This window comes from Neobacillus drentensis, assembly GCF_036962125.1.
GTDB classification, from domain to species: domain Bacteria; phylum Bacillota; class Bacilli; order Bacillales; family Cytobacillaceae; genus Neobacillus; species Neobacillus drentensis_B.
The window spans coordinates 50,457-75,257 of record NZ_JBALOA010000021.1 but is presented as its reverse complement, the minus strand read 5'-3'; the positions used below and the strand labels follow the sequence as shown (position 1 = coordinate 75,257).

Below are 24,801 nucleotides of genomic sequence, written 5' to 3'. Positions count from 1 at the left end.
TATTTTTCTAGTTTACTAGTAAAGGTGGCAAGCTACTCGATGAGAGGGCTTCACCTCCTTTAATTCTGGTTTACTTTTAAAACATTCCTCTATTGCCACCCCGCAGCGAGGATGGAATGGACATCCTGTTGGAGGATTGATTGGGCTTGGCACATCCCCTTTTAAGATAATCCGCTCCTTTTTTACCCTTGGGTCTGGAGATGGTATGGCAGAAATCAATGCTTGTGTATATGGATGGAGAGGCTCAGCGTACAAGCTGTCTTTGTCGGCTACCTCAACCATATTCCCTAGGTACATCACACCAATTCTGTCACTCATGTGTTTAACCACACTTAAGTCATGAGCAATAAAAAGAAAGGTAAGATTGAATTCTTTCTGCAAATCTTTTAATAGATTTAATACTTGTGATTGGACTGATACGTCAAGTGCAGAGACAGGTTCATCAGCAATAATTAATTTTGGCTTTAATGCCAGAGCCCTCGCAATACCAATTCTTTGGCGCTGTCCTCCAGAGAATTCATGAGCATACTTGTAATAGGCATCTGGCGGCAAACCCACTTTATTTAACAATTCCATTACTTCTTGCTTTAATTCAGTTTTGGATTTTTTAGAATAGTTATAAATAGGTTCAGCTATAATATCTCCAACCATTTGCATGGGGTTCAGAGATGCATACGGATCCTGAAACACCATTTGCATGTCTTTGCGAATCTCTCGAAGGGACTTCCCAGACACTCGGGTAATGTCCTTACCGTTAAAGAGAATTTGACCTGCAGTAGGTTTTAGGAGACGCAGAATCGTTCTCCCTGCAGTCGATTTACCACAGCCAGATTCACCAACTAGTCCAAGCGTTTCGCCTTTTTTAATCTCAAGTGAGATATTATCTACTGCCTTTACATTTCCAATAGTCCGCTTGAAAAATCCACCTTTAACAGGATAATAGGTTTTAAGATTTTTAATCTCTAATAGTATTTCAGATTGTAAGGATGGGCCTTTCTTATGTACAGGAACAGAACTCATTATTTCACCCCTTCTCTTGGTCTACTGGTTTCGAAGAGTAAACAGGCAACTTCATGGCGTTGTTCAACATCTTCAAGCAGAGGGGTGATGGCCGTGCATTCAGGCATTGCTTTGGGACAACGATTCGCAAAACGACAGCCTGTATTTGGCATATTTATTAAAGATGGGACGATACCTTTAATGGAACTTAACCTTTCTTCTTGTCCATCCATTTTCGGGATTGCTCCCAATAATAAACTAGTATATGGATGCTTCGGATTATGGAAAAGTGTATCTACATCGGTACGTTCTACAATTCTACCTGCATACATTACCAATACTTCATCACACATTTCAGCAATTACACCTAAATCATGTGTTATTAATATGACGGACATGTCATTTACAGTTTGGATTTCTTTTAGTAACTCTAAGATTTGAGCTTGAACCGTAACGTCCAAAGCAGTTGTTGGTTCGTCAGCAATTAATAATTTAGGCTGACAAGCAATGGCTATGGCTATCATAACCCTTTGTCTCATCCCGCCGGAAAGCTGATGTGGATATTCATCTACTAATTTTTCAGGACGTGAAATACCGACACTTTTTAAAAGGGCAATTGATTTCTGTCTGGCTTCTCGCTTCGTAATTTTAAAATGATTAAATAGGACTTCTTGTAATTGATAGCCAATTGTAAAGACTGGATTTAAAGAAGTCATTGGCTCCTGAAAGATCATCGAGATGTCTTTCCCGCGAATTTTATTGATTTGGGATTCAGACATTTTCTCTAGATTTACTCCATCAAAAATAACTTCACCAGATTTAATCGTTCCGCTTCCCTTAGGCAATAACTTCATTATAGAGAGGCTCATAACGGATTTACCACAACCGGACTCACCAACAATTCCAACAATTTGACGTGGCTTAACATTAAACGAAACCTTATCTACTGCATTAAAATCTGTTCCATCAATATCAAACGCCGTCTCTAAATTTTTCACCTCGAGCAGTGGTGCCTCTTTGTGCAGCGATTTGTTTGTGCTCATAGTACACCCTCTAACTTTTTAAATTATTCAGTTTATTCTATATATTTAAACAAAATTCTATTACAGAATTATTACAATTGCAATGCTTTTCTTAGCGATTCCTATTTTTTGACATATTTATCAATAAATAACTCTATTGGCTTTTTTCAAAAAATTCGTTGAAATAATCTAAATATTTCTGCGCTGGTTGAGTAAACGATAGTTTTGTAGAATAATTATTCCACTTATAAAAATGGCTAACCATCATATATCCCATTGCGTAACCAAGTAAATTGGGAAGTCTTCCTTCTCCATAAAGTAATTCATCGTGCTGTCTCTCATTCTTTCTTACGTTAAGATGTTTTTTGATAAATTTATCCCAAAACTTGGTCAATTCCTTTTCACTATACATACGGCACCACGGGGCTAAATATTCCGGACCACAATGTTTTAAAACAGCATATTCTGCTAATCCTTCAATAATGATAGAATCAAGCAGTGAATACTTCTCCATTCTTTTATTTAACAACGTAAGTCTGCAGACGTGATGGTACTCATGAACTAAGAGAGCCTCTACTTCTTTCAGGTCTTCTACATTTGAGAGAAATAGAAACATTTTATCAGGGAACGAAACACCTGCTTTACCATTCCCTTCCCTGAAAAAAAAACCCCCAGCTTGTGCTACTGGAAAGATAAATACCGGTATGTCAGGTCCCTTCCATTTCTCTTTATACTGCTTAAAGATTTGCTCTACTTTATCCCATGCGTTTTGTTCTTTCAATCTGTCAAAAATAATCTTTGCTGACCTAGTCGGCCGGTACATCCCAAAATTGATTAATTGATTGTATATTTCCTTGGGTGTTTGTTTTTTAAAAAATGGCTCTAGTTTTTCACATATTTTTACTGGTTTACCAAGCTCTTCTGCTAACCATTGATCTGTTCGAATGATTCCCATTTCCTTCCCCCCATTAACATGCACTCTCTGATCAGTTTATGAAAGGAGTAAAAAGTGGTTCATCAATAAAATGAAAAAAACGACCAGACAAGGATCTGGTCGTTGTAAATTTTATTCGTATTTTTTGAATACAATCGTTGCGTTGTGCCCGCCAAAGCCTAATGAATTACTCATCGCAGCATTAATTTCCTTTGGTCTCGCTTGATTTGCTACGTAATCTAAGTCACATTCAGGATCTGGTGTTTCTAAATTAATCGTTGGTGGAAGAATGCTGTCTCTTATCGCTAATACTGTAAAGATTGCTTCTACTCCACCTGCCGCACCAAGTAAATGCCCTGTCATTGATTTCGTTGAGCTTATCGCTAATTTATAAGCATGCTCACCAAATACCTCTTTAACCGCAAGGGTTTCGAACTTATCATTATACTCTGTGCTTGTTCCATGGGCGTTTACATAATCAATCTCTTCAGGCTTTAACCCGCCATCATTGATTGCCATTTTCATAGCACGGGCACCGCCCTCTCCGCCTGGTGCTGGTGCAGTAATATGATATGCATCCCCAGTTGCCCCGTAGCCAACAATTTCAGCGTAAATTTTTGCACCGCGTGCCAAGGCATGCTCAAGTTCTTCTAGGACAATTATTCCTGCACCCTCACCAATAACGAAGCCATCACGATTTTTATCGAAGGGTCTGCTTGCCGTCTTAGGGTCTGGATTTGTGGATAGAGCCGTATTTGCGCAAAAACCTGCGACAGACATTTTTGTAATTGGCGCCTCCGCTCCACCTGATATCATTGCATCGGCATCACCGCGTTGAATTACTTTAAATGCATCACCAATTGAATTTGTTCCAGTTGCACAGGCAGTTACCGTACAAGAATTGAAGCCTCTTGCACCTAGTGTAATCGAAACTTGTCCAGTTGCCATATCTGGAATTAACATGGGTACAAAAAATGGACTTACTCGTTTGTAACCTCTCTTTTGAAAGATTTCAAATTGCTGTTCAAATGTTTCCATTCCACCAATCCCAGAACCAATCCAGACTCCGACACGATGGGAGTTTTCTTCGTTAATGATTAAGTTAGCATCTTTAACTGCCATGATTGCTGATGCAACTGCAAATTGTGTAAACCGATCCATTTTACGCGCATCTTTTCTATCCATAAATGCTTCTGGATCAAATTCTGTTGATTCTGCAGCAACTTTTGCAGGATATTCATCCGCATTTACTCTCGTTAGCGGTCCAATCCCAGATTTTCCTTCAAGTATATTCTTCCAAGTAGTTTCGGCATCATTACCAAGCGGTGTCACTGCACCAATGCCAGTAACTACAACCCTGCGCTTTTCCATAATATCTATCTCCTTCATTTTATATATCTAAAATTTTTTTCTTTCCCTTATTTGCCCCACTTGATGGCAATCGCACCCCAAGTTAGGCCTCCGCCAAATCCAACCATGACAATGATGTCATCATCCTTGATTCTACCCTCTTCCAAGTCCTCGACAATCGAAATTGGAATGGATGCAGCGGATGTATTACCATATTTATTAATTGTTTTTGACATTTTTTCAACAGGCAGCTCTAATCTTTGTCTAGATGCTTCCATGATTCGAATATTGGCTTGATGTGGAATTAAGAAATCAACATCATCTTTTGTTAAGCCTGCTTTGTCGAGTACATTAATACAACTTTCTCCCATTTGCCTTACCGCAAATTTGAATACTTCTCTTCCGTTCATAATAATATATTCATCTTGGTACAAGTGCTTAGAACCAGTCCCATCAGCACCCAACTCAAAGGAAAGAATTCCACGATCCTCTGAAACAGGACCGATAATGGTCGCTCCAGCTCCGTCTCCAAATAAAACTGCCGTATTACGATCCGTCCAGTCTGTAATTTTTGAGAGCTTTTCCACTCCTACGACGAGGACATATTTATAAACTTCGGTCTCAATGAATTGCTTTGCTGTCACAATTCCATACATAAACCCAGCACATGCCGCACTGACATCCATGGCTGCTGCTTTTTTGGCTCCGAGTCTTTCCTGGATTCTACAGGCCACCGATGGAAAAGGGGAATCAGGAGTAACCGTAGCAACTAAGATTAAATCAATTTCCTCAGCAGTAATGCCTGCATCTTGAATAGCTTTTTTAGCTGCTTCAAAAGCCATGTCTGATGTATCTACATCATCAGCAGCAATTCTTCTTTCTTCGATCCCTGTCATGGTACGAATCCATTCATCGGAAGTATCCATTATCTTTTCTAAATCCTTATTGGTGACAATTTTCTCTGGTAAATATCTACCGATCCCTACAATCCCTGCTTTCACACAATCCAACTCCTTTATTTATAACAGAATTTTCTATATCCTATACTTTAATATCAATTATTATGACTTGGTACTAATTTTATCAAATAAAACCTAGTTTAAGCAACTTATTTCTTCCTATTTACTTCTCCACAAAAAGTACATTCCATTTATTTCAGACACAATCGATGCTAAAAAAAATAAGCTCCCATTCGAGAGCTTATTTCTTCTTATCTTTCTTTTCGTCCTTCTGCTACACCAAGTTCGTATGCTTCTTGCATGACCTTTGTAAAAAGACTCATAAACGGCTCGATAATTTCCATTGATAATTCGACGCCAGCCCTGTCCAACTGCTGTTTAGCTTCGGGTAAATACTTCATTGCAATTTGCATAAATTCTAATGTCTTATCTTGACTGTCCATAATTACTCCTTCAAATGTCATTAGCAAATGAAATGCCTCTATTTCATCATCCCATTTACCAACATATTCTATACAAAAATTAGACCATTTTACAAATGATTTGCATACAATCGTTGAACATGATCCCTTTGCTCCTTTATTGCTTTATTAAAAGGGGTTACTTTTTTTACTGGAATTTTTACAATCGCAGAATTCACTTGTAATATTTCTGAACTTTTATTTTGCATGTGATTTTCTGAGATTTCAAGGTAATCAGCACATCTCAACCAATGATTTTTCCTTCCACTTTCCAGTAAAAAACCTCCTGTTTTTTCTGTTTCAATGAGCTCTAAGATAGGTTCTATTGCATCATTAATAAAAAGGATATCATTTGTCCATTCCCGTTCCTCACTGATAATATCCACTTTTTGATAATTTGAGATAAACACTTGTTGAAACAAAAAGTCTGGTGTCTGCCAAGGACCATAAATGGCAGGTAAGTAAAATAACTGGGTACTTTTACCTAACGCTTTTATTAAACTTACAAAATTCTCTATTTCTTTTCCCTTAAAGGTACTTGTTAACAATTGAACAGGTAGAATTAGAACAATCTTCACATCGTTCTTATTGTTCTCGAGATATTGAATAATTGGCTTGGTTACGGCTTCATCTTGAAAAATATGATCTTTTTTGCTCATAAAAAGATCATATACTGATATGAAAATACCTATATTATTCTTTTCATCCTCTAGGTTACTCTCCCACTCAGGTAATGTTTGTTCGATAAAATTTGCATTTCGACCTACTTCAAATCTTTTTTCATCTAAAAATGGGACATTTTCCGGATCTTCCAGATGAATGCCTTTGACCTCAATTCCTTTATTTAACAAACTTTTGCATATATGAAAATTTACAAATTCATACATACCAAACATAATTGCCTTGTCCATTAACTGTTCCTCCCCAAACTATCCTTAATGAATCCTATGCACTTTGCAAAGGAATTATTTCTTATGGGGAGGTACGCTTATAAGACTGATTCATGACTGTTGAAAAACTTAATCATAATATTGCCAAGTTGTTGTTTTTTTTCTGGAAGAATAAATGTGGGATTAATTTCTGACCCATTCAATAGTTGTTGATATAATTTAGACTGATTATACGATTTGCCTCCGGACAGCACATGGATAATCTTTACTGGACATTGATATAGAAAAAGAAGTTGAGAGGCTTCTTCCATATTAATAATCTCTTTTTCGAGGACCTTCTGGTCCATTTGATGCGCGATGGCTAATTCCTTCATTAACTTTTTATAAAAAAATTTATGTTCTTTTTCTTGTTCAAGATGATTTTTTAAAGAAAGAATTGGATTAATCAAAATGACAGACCTAATTTGGTCCCTCATTTTTTCCAATAATTTCATTGCTACCAGTGCTCCCATGCCTTCAGCCAAAATATGAATCTTATTATTTAGGATTTCACTACGTATGACATGCTGATACAGCCTTTGGGCAAGATCAACAGCATTTACGCTCCCCCAGTTTCGCCCATAAAGATTCGAGGAAAAAATGGTGTACCCTTTTTCTTTTAGCTGGTTGATAATCGCTAACTTACCTTCATTTTGTGTCCAAAAGCTTTTACAGTCATCCACAAAATGCCTTTCATCTCCAATTATTAAAATCCCAAATCCTGTAGGCTTTTCTGGGTAATGAATAATATTCCATTGGGTATCCATCTGAAAATTGCGATTCTCCATCGATAAATCTCCTTTTCCATAATTCCTCACAGTATTGTATGCGGTCTTAGAAAAGATGAACGGGGCTTTGCCTATTTGACCAATATTCAGGTAAAAATCAAGGAGATCACATAAAATCACAAAACATATTGGTACAACTTACCACTGATGGAAGTTTCACTTTATCCCGCATTAACTGGCAGTAAGATATAAAGTCGAAGAAGATAGAAGGAGGTTCAACTGCCAGTAAAAGCCCGATTGTTTCAACTAACCATCAGTGGGGAAGGTCACCCACTGATGGAAGTTTCACTTTATAATTTCAGAATCATATGCTAATATTAATAAAGATGAAAATAGGTAGAGGTGAAGAATAGTGCGATTTTTTTGGACCTTTTTCTGGTCATTTCTATTAGTGCAAATGCTTACATATGTTGTAAGTGCCATGACTGAAGGCGCTAAATATGAATTTATGCCAGGTTTGATTATTTCAGTAGGTGTTACGCTGTTACTTTACATTGCAACGGCAATAATTCCGAATGAGCCAGCTGCAAAACATTAGAAAACTTTCCTATCGGCTTAGAAAAAGGTCATCCAAACGGATGACCTTTTTTGTTGGTTCATTAAAACACTGCTATAGTAAATTCCCCATTGTTAATTCCTATTTCCACTTTTGATTGATCATGGATGTTCCCAGCAATTATTTCACGGGCAAGTTTCGTTTCAATATTCCTTTGAATAAATCGTTTTAACGGTCTAGCACCGTAAATAGGGTCAAATCCATTTACTGCAACAAATTCTTTTGCATCTTCATTGATGCTAATATCTATTTGTTGATTTTTTAAACGGTTTTGCAATTCCCTCATCATTTTGGCAACAATATTTTTTATATCTTCTAATGATAATGGCTTAAAGAGAATGGTCTCATCAATTCGGTTTAAAAATTCAGGGCGGAAATGTCCCCTTAATTGAGTCATTACCTTTTCACGAACTGTGTCAGAGATTTCAACTTCCGTTTCACTTCGCTCTAGTAAAAAATGTGAGCCTATATTGGATGTCATAATTATCACCGTGTTTTTAAAGTCAACAACGCGGCCTTGTGAGTCTGTAATTCTGCCATCATCAAGTGCCTGGAGGAGAATATTAAAGACCTCAGGATGAGCCTTTTCAATTTCGTCCATTAAGATAACAGAATAAGGTCTTCTCCTTACCGCCTCCGTTAATTGTCCACCTTCTTCATAACCAACATAGCCTGGAGGTGCACCGATTAAGCGGGATACAGCATGCTTCTCCATATATTCTGACATATCAATGCGGATGATATGTTCTTCACTGTCAAATAAAGATTCGGCCAATGCTTTTGCTAACTCTGTTTTTCCTACTCCAGTTGGTCCCAAAAATAAAAACGATCCAATTGGCCGGTTCGGGTCTTTAATCCCAGCCCGAGCCCGGAGCACAGCATCTGTGACTAAATTTACCGCTTCGTTCTGACCAACCACTCTTTTATGCAGAATCATTTCCAATTTAAGTAACTTCTCTCTTTCTCCTTCCAGAAGTTTAGAAAGCGGAATTCCCGTCCATCTTGATACGATGTTCGAAATTTCTTCTCCTGTAACCTCTTCGCGTAGCAGTCTTTCATCCTTAGCTGTTGCTGTTTCGAGTTCCTTCAGTTCTTTTTCTGCTAACGGAATTTGACCATGTCGAAGTTCTGCAGCACGATTTAAATCGTACTTATCCTCTGCTTGTTGGAGTTCCCTCCGGAGTTTCTCCAGTTGTTCCCTTTTCTCCTGTAATTTCTGAATACTTTCTTTCTCATGAAGCCATTTAGCCTTCATTTCATTGGCAGTTTCTTTAAGATCAGCAAGTTCTTTTAAGAGTGCTTCAAACCTTAACCTACTTCCTTCATCCACCTCTTTACTTAATGCTGCTTCTTCAATTTCAAGTTGCATCACTCTTCGAGTTACTTCATCTAATTCTGTCGGCATGGAATCTATTTCAGTTCGGATAAGTGCACATGCTTCGTCAACAAGATCAATAGCTTTATCCGGCAGAAAACGGTCGGTAATGTATCGGTCCGATAATGTTGCTGCTGCCACCAAGGCATGGTCATGAATTTTAACCCCATGGTGAACCTCATAACGCTCTTTTAAGCCTCTTAAGATTGATATCGTGTCTTCTACATTTGGCTCCTGAACTAGGACCTGTTGAAATCTACGTTCAAGTGCAGGATCCTTTTCTATATATTTTCGATGTTCGTCAAGAGTAGTTGCTCCAATACAGTGAAGTTCGCCCCGTGCCAGCATTGGCTTTAACATATTCCCTGCATCCATAGCCCCTTCTGTCTTCCCTGCACCAACAATCGTATGGATTTCATCAATAAATAATAAAATCCTTCCTTCACTTTTTTTAATCTCGCTTAAGACTGCTTTTAATCTTTCTTCGAATTCACCTCTAAATTTAGCTCCCGCAATTAACGCACTCATATCCAAGGAGAAAATGGTTTTATCTTTAAGACCCTCAGGTACATCTTTTCTCACTATTCTTTGTGCCAAGCCTTCGACAATGGCAGTTTTTCCTACACCTGGTTCACCGATTAACACAGGATTATTCTTTGTTTTTCTTGATAGAATTCGAATAACATTACGGATTTCAGTATCACGTCCAATGACAGGATCCATTTTTCCTTCTCTAACTTCAGCAACAAGATCCCGTCCATATTTTTTTAAAGCATCATAACCTGCTTCGGGATTTTGTGATGTCACTCTCTGATTCCCCCTTATGTCTTTAATCGCTTGTAAAACATGTTCAGCTTTTTTCCCCAAACTTCGCAATATCTTCCCTAATTCCGATTCATCTGAATATACTGCAGCTAAGAGAATATGCTCAACCGATAAAAACTCATCAGAAAAGTTTTTGGCATAATCTTCAGCTTTTACTAATAATTTTTGAAGCCTTGCTGTAATATAGAGTTTTCCTTGTTCAACCCCACTGCCGGTAACCACTGGCTTTTTTGCTAGTGCATCAATCAGGTTCTTTTTAATTCTATCCGCTGATAGTCCAGTTCTTTCTAAGATGGCACAGATAAGGCTATCTTCTTGTTCCATTAACGAAATAAATAGATGCGGTTCATCAATCTCTTGATGATTTTTTTTTACCGCTAATGACTGCGCATCCATTATTCCTTTTTGTAACCGTTCTGTCATTCGGTTCATGTCCATTTTCACACACCCTCTTTGACCATATTTGACCTTTATTTCATTATAAATCAATCCTTAGCAAAATGTAAATTTTCTAACTGTCGAAGCCTTACTAGCCCTAGTTGTCTCCTTAGGCAAAAGAAAAAGCCACCCTAAGGATGACCTTTTCCATATTAACTTTACGGTTTTCTTTGATAAGTCCAAACACGTTCATCATTTGAAGTCTCTGGAAATGAATCTCCTGCTTTAAGCTTTATTTTTTTAGGATTATTTACGTTACTGCCCGTATCCCCTACTTCAATATAAATACCGTTATTAGGTGCTTTACTCCCAGATTTAAACTGACGATTTTGTCCCATTCTTTTCCCTCCTTTTCTTCACAATGTTATTATTTCCTTTTCACGCTCCGTCATTATTGGAATTTCTTTCAATTTCATCTACCATTCGACATTATTTCCTAAGAAATATGATTTGCAAAATCAAACTTATGACGATTGTATGAACTTATTGCTCAGTTATTGCTAATTATTCTTCGTTAACAATATAATTATAGTATTATCTTGTTAATACCAACCTTGACTGTCAATTTTTTAGATTAAATATTTCGAACCTTAAAAGGTGGTTATGAGTATGCAGTCAGTAAAAGAAATGCCGGTAACACTGTCCCATCTTTTTGATACAGTTCACCATATAAAGAAAGTTGAAAAAGGTACTTTTTTATTTCAGGAAGGTTCACTGGCTGATGAAATGTTCGTTGTTCAAAGCGGTATTCTCCAAATTAGTAAAATCATCCCAGATGGAAGAGAGCTTACGCTAAGAATGTGCTCACGTGGTGATTTTGTCGGGGAATTAAATTTATTTTCTCCTTCTTCTCGATATTTATTAAGTGCACGTGTAATTGAAAGTGGTGAAGTTGCTGTCATTATGAAAGAAACACTTGAGGAAAAACTTTCTCAAGATCTGCAACTTTCATTCGAGTTCATTAAATGGATGAGCCAGCAATATCGAAAAACCCAAACGAAGTTTAGGGATTTGGTTCTTCACGGTAAAAAAGGAGCACTCTATTCCACACTTATTCGTATTACCAATAGTTATGGAATTAAAACTAATAAGGGAATTTTGATTGAATTGCCACTTACCAATCAAGAGTTAGCAAATTTCTGCGGCACATCCCGAGAAGTAGTAAATCGATTATTAAGTGAATTACGTAAGAGCGGAATACTATCTATAGATAAAGGCACCATTACTATTCATGATTTAGAGTATTTAAAAAAGGAAATTGATTGTGAAGATTGTCCAACCGAAATATGTAAGGTAGATTAAAGATAAATAAGAAAAAAAATCGGTCTGATGACCGATTTTTTTTATGTTAATAATACAATTTGTATTGCGGCTATTGTAAAAAATATTGCTGAATTAATAATTTCGTAAATACCAATTTGTTTGGGGGATAAGGGTTTCCCGTAAAAAAGGATGGCTCTTAATAAGCTCGGGACATATGCTAATCCAACAATCCAATAGCCAAATCCCAACCAAGCAATAACTAACAGGATATGATAAGTCCATGAAATATATTTAAATTGGACGTTCTTTTTTTCTCTAATCATTGATTTCACATAAAAAGTACAGCCAACAAAGAAAAGGATGGAAGTAACAAAGGTGAAAACAATTGTCTCAAAATTTATCACTTTATGAGCTAAATAACTGCTGGCTAATCCGGCGATGGAGAAGGCAAAAATAGCACTGATATCATTCATAAATGCACGATCCTGATTCTTAGAGGTAAAATATGCGTTAATCATAAAAAATGGGAGCATTAGAAATCCAAAGTAAATAATCGACGGTCTTTCCAATAGTGGAATTATTAATAGTAGTAACGACGGGAGCAAATATATAAGAGTCCATTTTGTATAAAAGGGAATCTTTTTTCTTTTAAACAAAAGAAGCATTGGATATGTTGCTAGGTATAATAGTAGCCAGCCAATGAAAAACGGGATGTGCTTCCACATAAACCCTCCTTCAATGACTCCAAGCCAAAAAGGGATGATTAGCATTGCCCATGCACCATGTTGTTTCGGTAAAAATAACTTCATCTTTTTCACTCCTCTTCCTTGACTACCCTAAATATAAGCCAGACAGGCGGAAAATTAAGTGAAAAACATCACATACTCACGCGAAAAAAGAAGGTTTTCACCTTCTTAATGTGACAATTTTGTATAGGTTAGAATGGAGGGCAGCAAATCAATAACATCTGCAAGGCAACTTAAAACATCTCTAGCTCAGTAACCTGATGAGTGATTGCTGCATTTCCATTATTAACCTTGCTTCTATTTTAACAAACATTATATCCCCTAATTTGTAGTATAGAGTATATCCATATTTCAAGCTGTGATAAAAGTAACAGATTTGACAATTTTATTAACTTTTTTAATCAATTTTATGAACAAGCTCTCGAAGTAACTCAATTATCCAAAATATTAACTTATTATCATCAATATGAAAACAAGGTACGTCTGTCTCCAAAGCGAGATGCTTATGCAATTCTTCCTTCCAGTACACAATCGCCTTAACATTCGAAACCATATTTAATAAGGAGAGGTCATTTTCATTTCTTAGTAGCAGCAGCTTTGGAAAAGGCTCGCGCTTGTAGCCTTCGATTAGAATCACATCCGGCTGAAAAAATTTCATCAATTCAATTTGGTCGTGAAGTGTATAATCATTGTTCTCGGCTTTAAGTAGTAATTTTCCTTCACCTTCAACGATAGCAGCAAGCGCACCTGCCATTAAATGTTTTTCTGTATCTTTTAGTGGAATATTTTCCGGTTTGCCTCCATGACCATGATGCTTAATTGTAACTGTTTTTATTTGTGTTTCGGTTAACACATTAATCAACTTAGTAGTAAGCGTGGTCTTTCCGCTATTTTGATATCCGACCACTTGAAAGATGGCTGGCCTTACCAAGGCCATTCACTACCCACTTGATCTTCAAGCAGCAGGACATCAACTTCGTTTCCAGCCGTATATCCTCTAGTTCCACCAGGAAGTATCATTAATGAATTAGCCCCAGATAGACTCATAATGATGTTTGATTTATCCAGTCCACTCGGTGTAGCTTTGAGTCTGCCCTCATCAATAAAGGTGGAACTTCGAACAAACCTAGTAAACGGATTAGCTTTTGGAAAGTCAGCCTCTAAAAGAGCTTTTTCTTTGCGAAGATGAGGTTTTTCCGAGAAAAGCATCCTTCGAATAATTGGACGGGCAAATAATTCAAAGCCGACATAGCAAGCGGATGGGTTGCCTGAAAGCCCAAAAAGAATCTTTCCGTTATATTGTGCCACTGTCGTCACACTTCCAGGCCGCATGGCCACTTTATTAAAGAAAACCTCTGCACCAAGCTTTTCATAAATAGCTGGCAGATAATCAAAATCTCCGACTGACACCCCTCCAGTTGTAATCAACAAATCAACTTCGTTTAAAGCATTTTTCACTGCTTCAAAGCAGGTGTCAAATTCATCTGGAAGCTTGCCGTAATAGTTGACAATTCCCCCTGCTCTTTCGATTTGAGCAGCAATCATGTGGGAATTGCTGTTACGAATTTTCCCAGGTACCAGCGCCTCGTTCACCTCTAATAGTTCCGTACCTGTGGCAAATAAGCCAACTCGTGGTTTCTTGGCAACCGCCACAAACTCATATCCAAAAGTAGCAAGCATGGCTTGTACCCCTGGGTTAATTAATGTGCCTTTTCGTACCAAAATTTCACCCTTTTTGGCATCTTCTCCACTAAATGAAACATTATCGCCTTTTTTAAAGCTGCGTTTAATGGACATAAAAGGGATTCCATTCTTTTCGTATACCTTTGCAAGTTCAAACATGACAACTGCATCTGTACCCTCAGGCATCATCGCACCCGTCATGATTCTCACCGCTTGAAACGGTCCAATCACCTTTTTTGAAACCATTCCAGCACCAATATGATCAACTACTTCAAATTCAATGCTATTGGAAAGCGATGCTTCGCTTGTATCAATGGATCTGACGGCAAAACCATCGTATGGTGCTCGGTCAAAATGAGGGACATCACTTGTGGCAATTAGGTCCTCTGATAAAAAACGGCCAAAGCTCTCATTTATCGAAACATGTTCAGTAACTCCTAATAATTGATATTCCATAATTCTATTGACTGCTTCCCCAATTGGAATTGGTTTTCTTCTTTCGAACAAACTAATCAGCTCCCACTATAAACATATATCTATTCTTTGAAATATGTATCATTAATCAATAACTAATCTCCATTATAAGCATATTAAAAACTTCCTTACATATCAAATATCACAAAATAGCGGAATCTTGTTATTTAAATGAAAATCATATGCTATGTGTGATTTAGGTCACCTAATCCTTATCTCATTTAAATTATGATTAGGATAGATTAAAGAAGTAAGAGTATTTTGAAGGAGGAAATATATTATGAGTTTCACTATTACTGCTAATTCATTAGTTAAAGATATTGTAAACGAGTTACCAAAGACAAGTGATGTTTTCAAAAAAAACCGAATTGATTTTTGTTGTGGCGGTAACATTCCATTATCCGATGCAGTTTCTCAAAATAATCTCAATCTCGAGACATTGCTAGAAGAATTAAAAGCAGTCTTTGAGAAGTATGAAAATGAAGAGAAAGATGTAGATGTTTGGACTAATTCTGATTCAAATACAATTATTAATCATGTCATTTCTAATTACCATCGTGTATCTGAAGAGGAACTAAAAATGTTAAGTCCTTATGTAACAAAGGTTTCTCGCGTACACGGAGACAATCACCCAGAATTATTAGAGGTTAATGAACTATTTTTTGAATTCAAAAAAGAATTGATGGAACATATGACAAAAGAAGAAGAAGTAGTTTTCCCTTTAATTAAGCAAATCGCAGATGGAACAGTTGAGAACCGTGAAGAAGCAATTTCGATGATTGTTGAACTTGAAAAAGAACATGACCATGCAGGAGAAATTTTAAGAAAAATCCGGGCTGTAACATCTGATTTTATGCTTCCATTGGATGCATGTGGTACCTATCGTCTTGTCTATGCACGTCTAGAAGCATTAGAAGGATTAACCTTTATGCACGTACATCTTGAAAATAACATCCTATTCCCTAGATATATATAACTTTAAAACAGCCTCGTTCACCACGAGGCTGTTTTCTTAAGAAAAGACTCTCTTCAAAGAAGAGAGCCTAACCGCCTATATAAGACATTTCTATTTTTTTGCGATTTTTATATGTTTCTGCCGTTCGTTCGTCTGAATATCGATCATCACGGCCATTCCAAATCGCACTTACTCGATCACGGATTTCTTCATCGGTCGCACCATTTCTCATGAAATTGCGGATATCATGACCATTCCCATTAAATAAACAAGTAAATATCTGGCCATTGGCCGATAGACGCGAACGAGTACAGCTCGAACAAAATGACTCAGAAACAGAGGTAATAAATCCTACGTTTACATCTTTATCTTTGTAGCGGTACAATTTTGCCACTTCACCATAATAGGCTGGGTCGACGGGTTCAAGTTCAAAATGCTCTTTTAGTAAATAGTAAATCTGTTTTTTTGTAACCACGTCATCCATTTTCCAGCCATTCGTTGAGCCTACATCCATGAATTCAATATATCGAAGCTCTAGCCCATTCTCTTTACAATACGCAGCCATTGGAATAATTTCAGAGTCATTTAAGCCCTTTTTAACAACCATGTTAATTTTAACCCCAAGCCCTGCTTGTTTAGCTGCTTCAATGCCATCTAATACTGGACCAGTGCTAACTCCGCGCCCATTAATTTTTCCAAAAAGTTCATCATCCAAGGTATCAAGGCTGACATTCACTCGTTTAAGACCGGCTTCCTTTAACTCTTTCGCAAATTTTGGCAAAAGCACACCATTCGTTGTTAATCCGATATCTATCAAGCCATCAATTGCTGATAACTTTTTAACAAGAATAGGCAAGTCCTTTCGAAGAAGAGGCTCTCCCCCTGTTAAGCGGATTTTTTCAACACCTAAGCTGACAAATATTTTACCAAGTCGCTCAATCTCTTCGTATGACAATAATGCACTTTTAGGGAGAAACTCAAAATCAGGACCAAACTGATCTGCAGGCATGCAGTATTGGCAACGAAAATTACAGCGATCAATGACAGAAATTCTTAAATCATGCAAGGGTCTATTTAATTTATCTTTAATAATGGTTTTTTCCATTTATCTCAACTCCATTATTTTAACGAACCTATTTTAAGTGTAACAGTCTTCGGTTGAAAAGACTGTTACTTTATTCACTATTACAATACTTTTTACTTATAATCTTATCTTAGCAGATGTTTCCCCATCTATAAACGATTGTTTTGGAAATATATATGTCGGAAGTTTTCACTATATTGTCATTGTTTACTTCTATATAAAGTCTCCTTATGAGATAAAATGTTACTAACAAACAAATCATGAATAGTAGTATATGGATGATTATTAATATGAAACTAGAGGTGAATTCCGATGACGATGACAATGAAGCCCACTCATTCAATTGAAATAAAAGAATTGCTAAAATTTGCAGACCGGAAATTTAAAAGTGAAAAAGGAAGTTTTTTATTTCAAGAAGGAATGGCTGCGGAAGAACTTTTCATTATCATTTCCGGAAAAGTTCAAATTAGTAAAATAACTTCTGATGGCCGCGAACTATCGTTAAGAATTTGCGGTGAAAATGATATTTGCGGTGAATTAACCCTTTTTACTGATAATCCTAGATATTTGTTAAGTGCCCTAGTTATTGAAGAGGCAGAGGTTGTCGCAATTAATAAAGATAAACTTGAAAGCGAAATATTCCAAAATAGTAAACTGGCTTTTGAATTCATGAAATGGATGAGTGATCATTTCCGTAAAACACAAACAAAATTTCGTGACCTTGTATTAAATGGAAAACGTGGAGCCCTTTTTTCTACTCTTATCCGGATGTCGAATAGCTATGGTATTCAGAAGGATAATGAAATCCTAATTGATTTGCCTTTAACCAACCAAGAGCTTGCTAACTTTTGTGGTACATCACGTGAGAGTACTAACCGCATTCTTAGTGAACTAAAGAAGGATAAGATCATTTCTGTCAAAAAAGGGAAGATTTCTATATTGAATTTACAATATTTAAAAAACGAAATCGATTGTGAAAATTGCTCGGCAGTCTATTGCAGCATTGAATAGGCTGGGAAACCCGCTAATTTTCACATAACTCTCTATATTCAAGGCTGTCTCAATATTATTGGGACAGCCTTGTTTTATTTGTTAACTTTCTTGAACTTGTTTCTCTCTATATGCTTTAGGAACATACACACAGAATGGCTCACTTTCAAGATAATCACCAGTCATTGCAAAAGCTCTTGACCTTGAGCCGCCGCAAACATGACGGAATTCACAGACACCACATTTTCCTTTAAAGAGATCTGGATTCCTAAGTGATTTAAATATTGGCGATTCACGGTAAATTTCTGCTAATGGCGTTTCACGGATATTTCCTGCTTTAACTGGTAATAGTCCACTTGGATAAACATCTCCAATATGGGAAATGAATACAAAACCATTTCCATCGTTAACACCCTTTGGAGCCCGTCCAAGACCGTCAATGGAGCCTGTTAACCCTTTTTCTGTTAACGCGCTTAAATACTCAACTTCATCGGTTGTTTCCTTCGCTTCACGCATTTTCTGCTGAATCACAACTCGTCGATAATGCATTGCTTCTGTTGTCTTGATATCAAAAGATACACGCTTACTTAAATCGTAAAGCCATCTGAATACTTTTTCATGTTGGACAGGTGAAATCATATCGGATTCTTGTCCTCTTCCGGTTGGAACAAGGAAGAATACACTCCATAATACACACCCTAAGGATTCCACCATTTTAGCCATCTCATCAAGATATTCAATATTATAGCGTGAAATTACCGTGTTAATCTGAATTGGTAATCCAACTTCATGTAAATATTGTATTTTTTCCATAGTAAGATCAAATGATCCGGCTGTGCCTCTAAAATGGTCATGAACCTCAGCCGTAGGGCCATCAATACTGAATGCCCAACGAGAAAGGCCTACTTCTTTTGCTTTTTCAATTGCCTCTTTTGTTACATTCGGTGTCGCACTTGGTGTCATTGATACCCGAACACCTTTTTCAACTGCATATTTTGCAATATCAAAAACATCTTCTCTCATTAACGGGTCCCCGCCAGTAAACACTAGCATCGGATTATTCATTTCATATATTTGGTCAATTAAATTTTTTCCTTCTTCGAATGATAGTTCACGTGGGTCTCTCCTATACTGTGCATCTGCACGGCAATGCAGACACTTTAATTGGCACGCCCTTGTAAGTTCCCAAATAACGATAAACGGATCTTTATTAAAATCACGGCTAACTGCCATATGGATACGCCTCCTAATAACGGCTAGTAAATCAATCAGCCTTATTATCCTGTATTATAAAGGTGTTTATGTTCTAAAAAAGTGAACTATCTCACATTCCTCCTGAATATATTTGTCTGATTAGTGAAGAACAAAAATTAAAACCAGCAGAAAACTGCTGGTTTTGTTAAAAATCATTATTCTTTACAAGGTTATTCAATTTTAGCGAATACCCAAGGCAATTTTTGCATAACGCGACATCATTTCTTTATTCCAGGGAGGATTGAAAACAATATTAACCTCTACTTCTTTAACCTCTGGAATGTCAGCCAATGCACGCTTCACTTGGTCGACAATCGTCCCAGCAAGCGGACAGCCCATTGATGTTAACGTCATCGTAACAGTTACGTTGCCTTCATCATCCATTTCAGTATTATATACTAATCCCAGGTTTACAATATCTACCCCTAGTTCAGGATCTATGACTAACTCTAAAGCACCAAGTATATTTTCTTTTAATTCTTCATTCATATTTGTCCCACTCCTTAAATATCTTGTCTAAATATAGTATAACAAATCTTTGAAGATTTCCTTCTAATTGAGACTTTGTCTAAAAAAGTATATAGTTTTTTTATACCATTTGGTGTGAATTTTTGTACAGTTTTGATATAAAATTGTTAACATAGTAAATATAGAAGTAAAAAGGTTATCTAAAATATCACTAAACCTAAATATAGTGTATCATGTAGATAAATTTTTACCTAAAATGACAATCTTTATTAATGATGAAAATGATGATTAGAAGGAGTTATTATGGCAGATAGACATTTAATTGCATTAGACTTAGATGGAACTTTATTAAAAGATGATAAAACGATTTCTGTAAAAACAAAAGACCTTTTAAAGAAAGCAAGAGAACAAGGCCATCATGTAATGATCGCCACAGGAAGACCCTATCGTTCAGCTGAGATGTATTATCGCGAATTGGATCTAGACACACCAATTGTTAATTTCAATGGGGCGTTTATGCATCACCCCAAAAATCCTGACTGGGGGTTTTATCACGAGCCACTTGATGTTAAGGTGGCTAAAGACATTGTTGAGGCATGCAGAAGTTTCCAATTTCATAATATCATTGCTGAAGTAATCGACGATGTCTACTTTCACTATCATGATGAAAAGCTTTTAGACATTTTTAGTTTTGGAAATCCCAAAATTACTACAGGCGATTTAGCAGAGTTTCTAAAGGAATCACCAACTAGCATGCTAATTCATACCGAAGAAGATCAATTGTCGTCCATTCGAGACCATTTATCCGCGGTCCATGCAGAAGTAATCGATCATCGCAGCTGGGCTGCCCCCTGGCATGTAATCGAAATAATAAAAGTCGGATTAAATAAAGCGGTTGGGTTAAAAAAGGCTGCTGATTATTTTGGTATTCCTGCAGAAAGAATTATTGCTTTTGGCGATGAGGATAACGACCTTGAGATGCTTGAATATGCTGGGTACGGGATTGCCATGGGGAATGCAATTGATAAAGTTAAAAATATTGCAAATGACGTTACCTTAAGTAATGAGGAAGATGGCGTGGCTCAATATTTGGCAGATTTGTTAAAAATAAAGATTTAAGGTTCATTCGCCATAGTTTACCTAAATGAACAACACAATTATTGTACATACTATTTTTTGAGGCAGCGATGCTGTTTCAATAAGAGCTATGAGCATATTGGAGGGATTCGAATGGGTAAACGAAACAAATCAAAACGCTTTGTCCAGCAAGGAGTGGATACGGTAAGCAAGCATGCCGAACGTATTCCTTATCACATGACTTACGCTGAAGCGGAAGCTCAGAAGATGTCCAATGTGCAAGAATCCTCGCTTGGAGGAATATAACATGGGAAACCAATTGTTCCAAGAAGCACGACGATTTGTTGAGATGGCGAAGTCAGCCAACCCAGCTGAACTTGATTCTGCTGTAGCGAAAGCTAAAAATGCATTAAGTTCTGCTTATGCTAACTCGACTGTAGCAGAGCAAGCGCAGCTCCAACAAATGCAACAAGAGCTTGAACAGATTACTTAAATACGAAAAGCGGAAGCACCTCAAAGGCGCTTCCGCTTTTCGTTTTACTCTTTTCTAAAGAATCCATAAATATTGGTGGTTTGGATGATATTGGTGAAGGCATTTGGGTCCACTTCTTTAAGAATTCTTTCCAGGTCAAAAAGTTCATAACGGGTAATGACAATCATTAACATTTCTCGCGATTCATTTGAAAAAGCCCCTTTTGCTGGAAGAATAGTGATTCCGCGAACGAGCTTCTCCTGAATGGCTTTTTTCATTTCATCAGCTTTTTTGGTAATAATCATCGCAGTGAGCTTTGCATGTCTAGTATGAATGGCATCGATTACTCTAGTTGAAGTGTATAACGTAACTAAGGTATAGAGTGCCTTTTCCCAGCCATAAAGAAATCCTGCGGTAATAATAATTATCCCATTTATCACCAGCATATAAGGACCGATTGGCTTGTCTTTCATTCTTGATAAGACCATAGCAATGATGTCGACACCGCCTGTTGATGCCCCCCATTTTAACGTGATACCAACACCAACCGCTTGGATAACACCTCCAAAAACAGCATTAAGAAGGATGTCCTTAGAAACTTGATTAATCGGGATTAATATTAAAAATAACGAAGACAAGGCGACACTAATGAAGCTGTAAACAGTAAAAGATTTCCCTACCTTTTTCCAACCTAAAATCGCAACTGGAATATTCAGTAATAATAGTAAAAATCCTAGTGAGACGTTAATAGGTGTATAGTCACTCAATACCTTTGAAAGAAGCTGAGCTATCCCAGTAAACCCACTTGAATAAATATTTGCTGGTATTAAAAATAAATTCATTGCTAGTGCACCCAACAATGAACCTGCTACGACTACGACTAGTTTTTTTGTGTGGAGCCATATCATATTATTACCCCCTTTTGTGATAATGTGGATCGTTTGATACTTTTGAGTGATTGATAATTGTATTTTTTCTGTGAAACCGATAAACTGAAACTATAAATTAGCTTGAGAGCAGGTGAGCTTAATGCAGGTAAAAATACTAACTGATAGCGCATGTGATTTACCAAAAAGTTTTTATGATGAAAATCACGTCACGTTGTTTCCATTAAAAGTCGAGATTAATGGCAAAGAATATGAAGATGTCAAATCAATTGACCCAACCACCGTTTATGAGGCTATTCGTGGTGGAATTATTCCCAAAACCTCTCAGGTCTCCCCGCTCCTATTTGAGGAAGTATTTACCCAAATGGCAGAAAAAAGTGAAGATGGGATTTACATAGCATTCTCTTCCGAGTTATCCGGTACATATTCCACTGCTGTTATGATTCTTGACCAAGTGAAGGAAAAATATCCAAATTTTAATTTAACAATTGTCGATACCAAATGTGCATCGCTCGGATATGGACTTATCGTTAAAGAAGCAGCAATTCTTGCGGCCAAAAATCTAGATAAGGAAAAGATTTTAAAGGACGTCCTGTCTAGAAGCCAGCATATGGAACATCTTTTTACGGTCGAGGATTTAGATTATTTAGCCAAGGGTGGCCGTGTATCCAAAGCTTCTGCCTTTTTGGGTGGATTATTGAATATTAAGCCAATCTTAAATGTAGAAGGTGGAAAGCTGGTCCCGATTGAAAAAATTCGCGGTAAGAAAAAAGTGATGCGCCGCATCATCGAAATTATGAAGGAACGCGGAACTCAAATGAATAGTCAAGTAATTGGCATTAGTCATGCGGATTGTGAAGAAGTGGCATTAGAAATGAAAACGATGATTGAAGAAGAATTTCATCCGCTTGAAGTTTACATTTCCTCGATTGGCTCCGCCGTCGGATCGCATACAGGTGCAGGTACAATTTCTATTTTCTTCTTAAATGATCTTCCATCAGCATAAATAAAAAATGAGCGAGGCAGCTGCCTCGCTCATTTTATTTATGGTCTGTCTTCTTTGAGTATTGATTTTTTCCGGCTTGACGATTTTTTTCACGCATCATATTCTTTTCATGACGAAGGGCATTGTTGTCTTGTGCTTTCTTATCGTTGTCTGAAGTGTGTGGCATAACCTTACCCCTTTCAAATAGATTCACATATAGTTTCTGTTAATTTGAAAAGAGTATGTAAAACACATTAATCTTTCTTTACATAGGTCCAGTTGCCTTCTTGGTAGACCCTGCCCTCTTTCATAAGCTTTCCAAGAGCACGTTTAAAGGCACCCTTGCTTAAATCGAATCGATCTTTAATATCTTCAGGCATGCTTTTATCATTATATGGCATGGCCCCATTTCTGCTCATCATATACTCATAAATCCGTTCCGCATCGACATCCTGTGTTTCTTCTTTTCTTGCCAATAATGAAACGTTGATCGTACCATCTTCTTTCACATCAATAATCCGACCTTCAACTTTTTGGCCGATTCGCGGCTCTTCTTGTCTTTGTGACTCATGGATGAAACCTTTAAAACCTTCTATTGTGTAAATCCAACTACCGACTTTCGCTGTGCGGTAAATATGCCCTTGAACATTTTTATTAAAATTTTCCCGTGTCGCTTTCACTGATATAGATTCAATAATTGGATCAGTGGCGAGTTTTGCATAGAGAAGATAATTACTGCTTAGTTTTAAGGTAATATAGACTAAGTCTCCTGGCTGTGGCCAAACTGTCTTATGGACAGGCAAATCATCAATTCCTAACAATATATCCTTAGGAAGTCCGATATTTAAAAAGACACCAATACGGGGATTAGAGTCTGTTACTTTTACCCAAGCATAACGTCCTATCGCAATTTCAGGAATCGTAGTGGACGCAGAAATTCGCCCCTCCGAATCAACATATAGGAAAACCTCGACCTCATCATTTTCTTCAAATTCTTGATTTGCTTGATTAAAATGCAGTAGTACATCTTCATTACCATCTGTTAAGAAATAACCAAATGCGGCTTTACGGGCAACAGTTAATGTGGTGGTCTGTCCAATTAGTTCATGTAAAGACATATATAACTCCTCTTTTCTCTTCACGGAGAATTAGTTAATCTATTTTAGTTCGCTCTGTTAGGACAGGCGGATTCTTTAAATAGTTGTTTGAACTGCTATATTTTACTATAATGTACCCATAAAGGGAAACTTTCTTCAGCTGTGAATCAATATATGTTTATTAAATGGAGGTTTTGTTATGTCAAAAGATAGCTCATTTGATATTGTCTCTCAAGTCGACTTATCTGAAGTTTCAAATGCGATTGCCCAAACTATGAAGGAAATTGGTACACGCTATGATTTCAAAGGCAGTAAAAGTGAAGTCTCACTTGATAAAGAAAAGGAAGAGCTTGTTCTTGTTTCCGATGATGAATATAAAATGGACCAGCTTAAGGATGTTTTATTTAGCAAGTTAATGAAAAGAAGCGTTCCTGTTAGAAATTTAGACTATGGTAAAGTAGAAAAAGCTTCCGGCGGAACCGTTCGTCAACGTGCGAAACTATTGCAAGGTATTGATAAAGAAAATGCAAAAAAAATTAATACCATTATAAAAAATAGCGGCGTCAAGGTAAAAAGTCAGGTTCAAGACGACCAAGTTCGTGTTAGCGGTAAGAACCGTGATGATTTACAAAAGATAATCTCCCTCGTCCGAGAAGCGGACTTAACTGTCGATGTGCAGTTTATTAATTATCGATAAGAAAAGCGGAAGCACCCTGGTCAGCGGCGTATG

Annotated in this window: 28 protein-coding genes; 9 read left to right on the top strand and 19 right to left on the bottom strand. The window is 37.0% G+C overall.

Translation table 11 applies throughout. From position 1 onward, the window contains the following. Positions 1-15: 15 nt before the first annotated feature. The 8 genes from V7121_RS18405 to V7121_RS18370 all read right to left on the bottom strand — a co-directional run bounded on the left by V7121_RS18405 (position 16) and on the right by V7121_RS18370 (position 7,442). Entirely contained in the window at positions 16-1,020 is a 1,005-nt protein-coding gene (locus tag V7121_RS18405) for an ABC transporter ATP-binding protein (RefSeq protein ID WP_335495753.1), read from the bottom strand. Then, complete coding sequence (locus V7121_RS18400; RefSeq protein WP_335547343.1) at positions 1,020-2,042, bottom strand: ABC transporter ATP-binding protein; 1,023 nt, start codon at positions 2,040-2,042, stop codon at positions 1,020-1,022. Before V7121_RS18400 ends, V7121_RS18405 begins: the two co-directional genes overlap by 1 nt. A gap of 133 nt (positions 2,043-2,175) precedes the next feature. Then, positions 2,176-2,976 (bottom strand): DUF2268 domain-containing protein, encoded by an 801-nt coding sequence (locus V7121_RS18395; protein WP_335495751.1) that lies wholly within the window; start codon positions 2,974-2,976, stop codon positions 2,176-2,178. Positions 2,977-3,087: 111 nt separating this feature from the next. Next, positions 3,088-4,326, bottom strand: a complete 1,239-nt coding sequence (fabF, locus tag V7121_RS18390) for a beta-ketoacyl-ACP synthase II (protein WP_335495749.1) — start codon at positions 4,324-4,326, stop codon at positions 3,088-3,090. Positions 4,327-4,373: 47 nt separating this feature from the next. Continuing rightward, positions 4,374-5,306 (bottom strand): beta-ketoacyl-ACP synthase III, encoded by a 933-nt coding sequence (locus V7121_RS18385; protein WP_335495748.1) that lies wholly within the window; start codon positions 5,304-5,306, stop codon positions 4,374-4,376. Positions 5,307-5,515: 209 nt separating this feature from the next. Continuing rightward, positions 5,516-5,707 carry a ComZ family protein gene (locus tag V7121_RS18380; protein ID WP_335495843.1) on the bottom strand — a complete coding sequence of 64 codons (192 nt, stop codon included), beginning with the start codon at positions 5,705-5,707 and terminating at the stop codon, positions 5,516-5,518. A gap of 89 nt (positions 5,708-5,796) precedes the next feature. Continuing rightward, positions 5,797-6,636 (bottom strand): hypothetical protein, encoded by an 840-nt coding sequence (locus V7121_RS18375; protein WP_335495746.1) that lies wholly within the window; start codon positions 6,634-6,636, stop codon positions 5,797-5,799. 77 nt (positions 6,637-6,713) lie between these two features. Further along, positions 6,714-7,442, bottom strand: coding sequence for a serine aminopeptidase domain-containing protein (locus tag V7121_RS18370; protein ID WP_335495745.1), 729 nt, complete (start codon positions 7,440-7,442; stop codon positions 6,714-6,716). Positions 7,443-7,794: 352 nt separating this feature from the next. On the opposite strand from V7121_RS18370, the gene V7121_RS18365 reads away from it, so the two are divergent. Next, positions 7,795-7,980 (top strand): YjzD family protein, encoded by a 186-nt coding sequence (locus tag V7121_RS18365; RefSeq protein WP_335495744.1) that lies wholly within the window; start codon positions 7,795-7,797, stop codon positions 7,978-7,980. Positions 7,981-8,041: 61 nt separating this feature from the next. Here V7121_RS18365 and clpB read toward each other — a convergent pair whose 3' ends face one another. Both clpB and V7121_RS18355 read right to left on the bottom strand, forming a co-directional pair. Continuing rightward, positions 8,042-10,636 carry an ATP-dependent chaperone ClpB gene (clpB, locus tag V7121_RS18360; protein WP_335547342.1) on the bottom strand — a complete coding sequence of 865 codons (2,595 nt, stop codon included), beginning with the start codon at positions 10,634-10,636 and terminating at the stop codon, positions 8,042-8,044. Between the two features lie 158 nt (positions 10,637-10,794). Next, a complete protein-coding gene (locus V7121_RS18355; RefSeq protein WP_335495742.1) occupies positions 10,795-10,974 on the bottom strand; it encodes a YjzC family protein in 180 nt (59 codons plus the stop codon). A gap of 271 nt (positions 10,975-11,245) precedes the next feature. Here V7121_RS18355 and V7121_RS18350 point away from each other — a divergent pair, with 271 nt between their 5' ends. Further along, positions 11,246-11,938, top strand: coding sequence for a Crp/Fnr family transcriptional regulator (locus V7121_RS18350; protein ID WP_420490568.1), 693 nt, complete (start codon positions 11,246-11,248; stop codon positions 11,936-11,938). Between the two features lie 41 nt (positions 11,939-11,979). On the opposite strand, the gene V7121_RS18345 is transcribed toward V7121_RS18350, so the two are convergent. The 3 genes from V7121_RS18345 to V7121_RS18335 form a co-directional block, all read right to left on the bottom strand. Continuing rightward, entirely contained in the window at positions 11,980-12,708 is a 729-nt protein-coding gene (locus V7121_RS18345) for a YwiC-like family protein (protein ID WP_335495740.1), read from the bottom strand. Positions 12,709-13,042: 334 nt separating this feature from the next. Next, on the bottom strand, positions 13,043-13,582 hold the full coding sequence (mobB, locus tag V7121_RS18340) for a molybdopterin-guanine dinucleotide biosynthesis protein B (RefSeq protein ID WP_335495738.1): 540 nt from the start codon (positions 13,580-13,582) through the stop codon (positions 13,043-13,045). After that, on the bottom strand, positions 13,570-14,835 hold the full coding sequence (locus V7121_RS18335; RefSeq protein WP_335495736.1) for a molybdopterin molybdotransferase MoeA: 1,266 nt from the start codon (positions 14,833-14,835) through the stop codon (positions 13,570-13,572). The genes mobB and V7121_RS18335 overlap by 13 nt, the downstream gene beginning before the upstream one ends. A 247-nt stretch (positions 14,836-15,082) precedes the next feature. On the opposite strand from V7121_RS18335, the gene ric reads away from it, so the two are divergent. Next, positions 15,083-15,778, top strand: a complete 696-nt coding sequence (ric, locus tag V7121_RS18330) for an iron-sulfur cluster repair di-iron protein (protein WP_335547340.1) — start codon at positions 15,083-15,085, stop codon at positions 15,776-15,778. Between the two features lie 67 nt (positions 15,779-15,845). Here the strand turns inward: ric and moaA are convergent, their stop codons facing one another. Then, positions 15,846-16,862 carry a GTP 3',8-cyclase MoaA gene (moaA, locus tag V7121_RS18325; RefSeq protein ID WP_335547338.1) on the bottom strand — a complete coding sequence of 339 codons (1,017 nt, stop codon included), beginning with the start codon at positions 16,860-16,862 and terminating at the stop codon, positions 15,846-15,848. A gap of 297 nt (positions 16,863-17,159) precedes the next feature. Here moaA and V7121_RS18320 point away from each other — a divergent pair, with 297 nt between their 5' ends. Further along, positions 17,160-17,852 carry a Crp/Fnr family transcriptional regulator gene (locus tag V7121_RS18320; protein ID WP_420490570.1) on the top strand — a complete coding sequence of 231 codons (693 nt, stop codon included), beginning with the start codon at positions 17,160-17,162 and terminating at the stop codon, positions 17,850-17,852. Positions 17,853-17,933: 81 nt separating this feature from the next. Here V7121_RS18320 and V7121_RS18315 read toward each other — a convergent pair whose 3' ends face one another. Then, positions 17,934-19,064 carry a TIGR04053 family radical SAM/SPASM domain-containing protein gene (locus V7121_RS18315; RefSeq protein ID WP_335495728.1) on the bottom strand — a complete coding sequence of 377 codons (1,131 nt, stop codon included), beginning with the start codon at positions 19,062-19,064 and terminating at the stop codon, positions 17,934-17,936. 201 nt (positions 19,065-19,265) lie between these two features. Continuing rightward, positions 19,266-19,574 carry a metal-sulfur cluster assembly factor gene (locus tag V7121_RS18310; protein WP_335495726.1) on the bottom strand — a complete coding sequence of 103 codons (309 nt, stop codon included), beginning with the start codon at positions 19,572-19,574 and terminating at the stop codon, positions 19,266-19,268. A 282-nt stretch (positions 19,575-19,856) separates the two neighbouring features. Between V7121_RS18310 and V7121_RS18305 the strand changes: the two genes are divergently transcribed. From V7121_RS18305 to V7121_RS18295, 3 genes are all read left to right on the top strand, one after another. Next, positions 19,857-20,672, top strand: a complete 816-nt coding sequence (locus V7121_RS18305) for a Cof-type HAD-IIB family hydrolase (protein ID WP_335495724.1) — start codon at positions 19,857-19,859, stop codon at positions 20,670-20,672. Between the two features lie 111 nt (positions 20,673-20,783). Beyond that, positions 20,784-20,936 (top strand): hypothetical protein, encoded by a 153-nt coding sequence (locus V7121_RS18300; protein ID WP_168242474.1) that lies wholly within the window; start codon positions 20,784-20,786, stop codon positions 20,934-20,936. Between the two features lies 1 nt (position 20,937). Continuing rightward, the gene (locus V7121_RS18295; RefSeq protein WP_335495722.1) at positions 20,938-21,123 is read left to right on the top strand and encodes a DUF3813 domain-containing protein; all 186 of its coding nucleotides are present in this window, start codon (positions 20,938-20,940) and stop codon (positions 21,121-21,123) included. A gap of 44 nt (positions 21,124-21,167) precedes the next feature. Here the strand turns inward: V7121_RS18295 and V7121_RS18290 are convergent, their stop codons facing one another. Beyond that, positions 21,168-22,010 (bottom strand): YitT family protein, encoded by an 843-nt coding sequence (locus V7121_RS18290; protein WP_335495720.1) that lies wholly within the window; start codon positions 22,008-22,010, stop codon positions 21,168-21,170. A 121-nt stretch (positions 22,011-22,131) separates the two neighbouring features. On the opposite strand from V7121_RS18290, the gene V7121_RS18285 reads away from it, so the two are divergent. Further along, positions 22,132-22,995, top strand: coding sequence for a DegV family protein (locus V7121_RS18285; protein WP_335495718.1), 864 nt, complete (start codon positions 22,132-22,134; stop codon positions 22,993-22,995). Positions 22,996-23,029: 34 nt separating this feature from the next. Here V7121_RS18285 and V7121_RS18280 read toward each other — a convergent pair whose 3' ends face one another. Both V7121_RS18280 and V7121_RS18275 read right to left on the bottom strand, forming a co-directional pair. Continuing rightward, the gene (locus V7121_RS18280) at positions 23,030-23,161 is read right to left on the bottom strand and encodes a DUF3941 domain-containing protein (protein WP_081810752.1); all 132 of its coding nucleotides are present in this window, start codon (positions 23,159-23,161) and stop codon (positions 23,030-23,032) included. Between the two features lie 67 nt (positions 23,162-23,228). Further along, positions 23,229-24,092: a CvfB family protein gene (locus V7121_RS18275; protein ID WP_335495716.1), complete on the bottom strand. Its 864-nt coding sequence runs from the start codon at positions 24,090-24,092 to the stop codon at positions 23,229-23,231. 178 nt (positions 24,093-24,270) lie between these two features. Here V7121_RS18275 and V7121_RS18270 point away from each other — a divergent pair, with 178 nt between their 5' ends. Then, the gene (locus V7121_RS18270; protein ID WP_335495714.1) at positions 24,271-24,768 is read left to right on the top strand and encodes a YajQ family cyclic di-GMP-binding protein; all 498 of its coding nucleotides are present in this window, start codon (positions 24,271-24,273) and stop codon (positions 24,766-24,768) included. The last annotated feature ends 33 nt before the right edge of the window (positions 24,769-24,801 follow it).

Coding starts and splice junctions, on each gene's coding strand:
- V7121_RS18405 (WP_335495753.1), bottom strand. CDS start 1,020: ATGAGTTCTGTTCCTGTACATAAGAAAGGCCCATCCTTACAATCTGAA.
- V7121_RS18400 (WP_335547343.1), bottom strand. CDS start 2,042: ATGAGCACAAACAAATCGCTGCACAAAGAGGCACCACTGCTCGAGGTG.
- V7121_RS18395 (WP_335495751.1), bottom strand. CDS start 2,976: ATGGGAATCATTCGAACAGATCAATGGTTAGCAGAAGAGCTTGGTAAA.
- fabF (WP_335495749.1), bottom strand. CDS start 4,326: ATGGAAAAGCGCAGGGTTGTAGTTACTGGCATTGGTGCAGTGACACCG.
- V7121_RS18380 (WP_335495843.1), bottom strand. CDS start 5,707: ATGGACAGTCAAGATAAGACATTAGAATTTATGCAAATTGCAATGAAG.
- V7121_RS18375 (WP_335495746.1), bottom strand. CDS start 6,636: ATGGACAAGGCAATTATGTTTGGTATGTATGAATTTGTAAATTTTCAT.
- V7121_RS18370 (WP_335495745.1), bottom strand. CDS start 7,442: ATGGAGAATCGCAATTTTCAGATGGATACCCAATGGAATATTATTCAT.
- clpB (WP_335547342.1), bottom strand. CDS start 10,636: ATGGACATGAACCGAATGACAGAACGGTTACAAAAAGGAATAATGGAT.
- V7121_RS18355 (WP_335495742.1), bottom strand. CDS start 10,974: ATGGGACAAAATCGTCAGTTTAAATCTGGGAGTAAAGCACCTAATAAC.
- V7121_RS18350 (WP_420490568.1), top strand. CDS start 11,246: ATGCAGTCAGTAAAAGAAATGCCGGTAACACTGTCCCATCTTTTTGAT.
- V7121_RS18345 (WP_335495740.1), bottom strand. CDS start 12,708: ATGAAGTTATTTTTACCGAAACAACATGGTGCATGGGCAATGCTAATC.
- mobB (WP_335495738.1), bottom strand. CDS start 13,582: ATGGCCTTGGTAAGGCCAGCCATCTTTCAAGTGGTCGGATATCAAAAT.
- ric (WP_335547340.1), top strand. CDS start 15,083: ATGAGTTTCACTATTACTGCTAATTCATTAGTTAAAGATATTGTAAAC.
- moaA (WP_335547338.1), bottom strand. CDS start 16,862: ATGGAAAAAACCATTATTAAAGATAAATTAAATAGACCCTTGCATGAT.
- V7121_RS18320 (WP_420490570.1), top strand. CDS start 17,160: ATGACAATGAAGCCCACTCATTCAATTGAAATAAAAGAATTGCTAAAA.
- V7121_RS18315 (WP_335495728.1), bottom strand. CDS start 19,064: ATGGCAGTTAGCCGTGATTTTAATAAAGATCCGTTTATCGTTATTTGG.
- V7121_RS18310 (WP_335495726.1), bottom strand. CDS start 19,574: ATGAATGAAGAATTAAAAGAAAATATACTTGGTGCTTTAGAGTTAGTC.
- V7121_RS18305 (WP_335495724.1), top strand. CDS start 19,857: ATGGCAGATAGACATTTAATTGCATTAGACTTAGATGGAACTTTATTA.
- V7121_RS18300 (WP_168242474.1), top strand. CDS start 20,784: ATGGGTAAACGAAACAAATCAAAACGCTTTGTCCAGCAAGGAGTGGAT.
- V7121_RS18295 (WP_335495722.1), top strand. CDS start 20,938: ATGGGAAACCAATTGTTCCAAGAAGCACGACGATTTGTTGAGATGGCG.
- V7121_RS18290 (WP_335495720.1), bottom strand. CDS start 22,010: ATGATATGGCTCCACACAAAAAAACTAGTCGTAGTCGTAGCAGGTTCA.
- V7121_RS18285 (WP_335495718.1), top strand. CDS start 22,132: ATGCAGGTAAAAATACTAACTGATAGCGCATGTGATTTACCAAAAAGT.
- V7121_RS18280 (WP_081810752.1), bottom strand. CDS start 23,161: ATGCCACACACTTCAGACAACGATAAGAAAGCACAAGACAACAATGCC.
- V7121_RS18275 (WP_335495716.1), bottom strand. CDS start 24,092: ATGTCTTTACATGAACTAATTGGACAGACCACCACATTAACTGTTGCC.
- V7121_RS18270 (WP_335495714.1), top strand. CDS start 24,271: ATGTCAAAAGATAGCTCATTTGATATTGTCTCTCAAGTCGACTTATCT.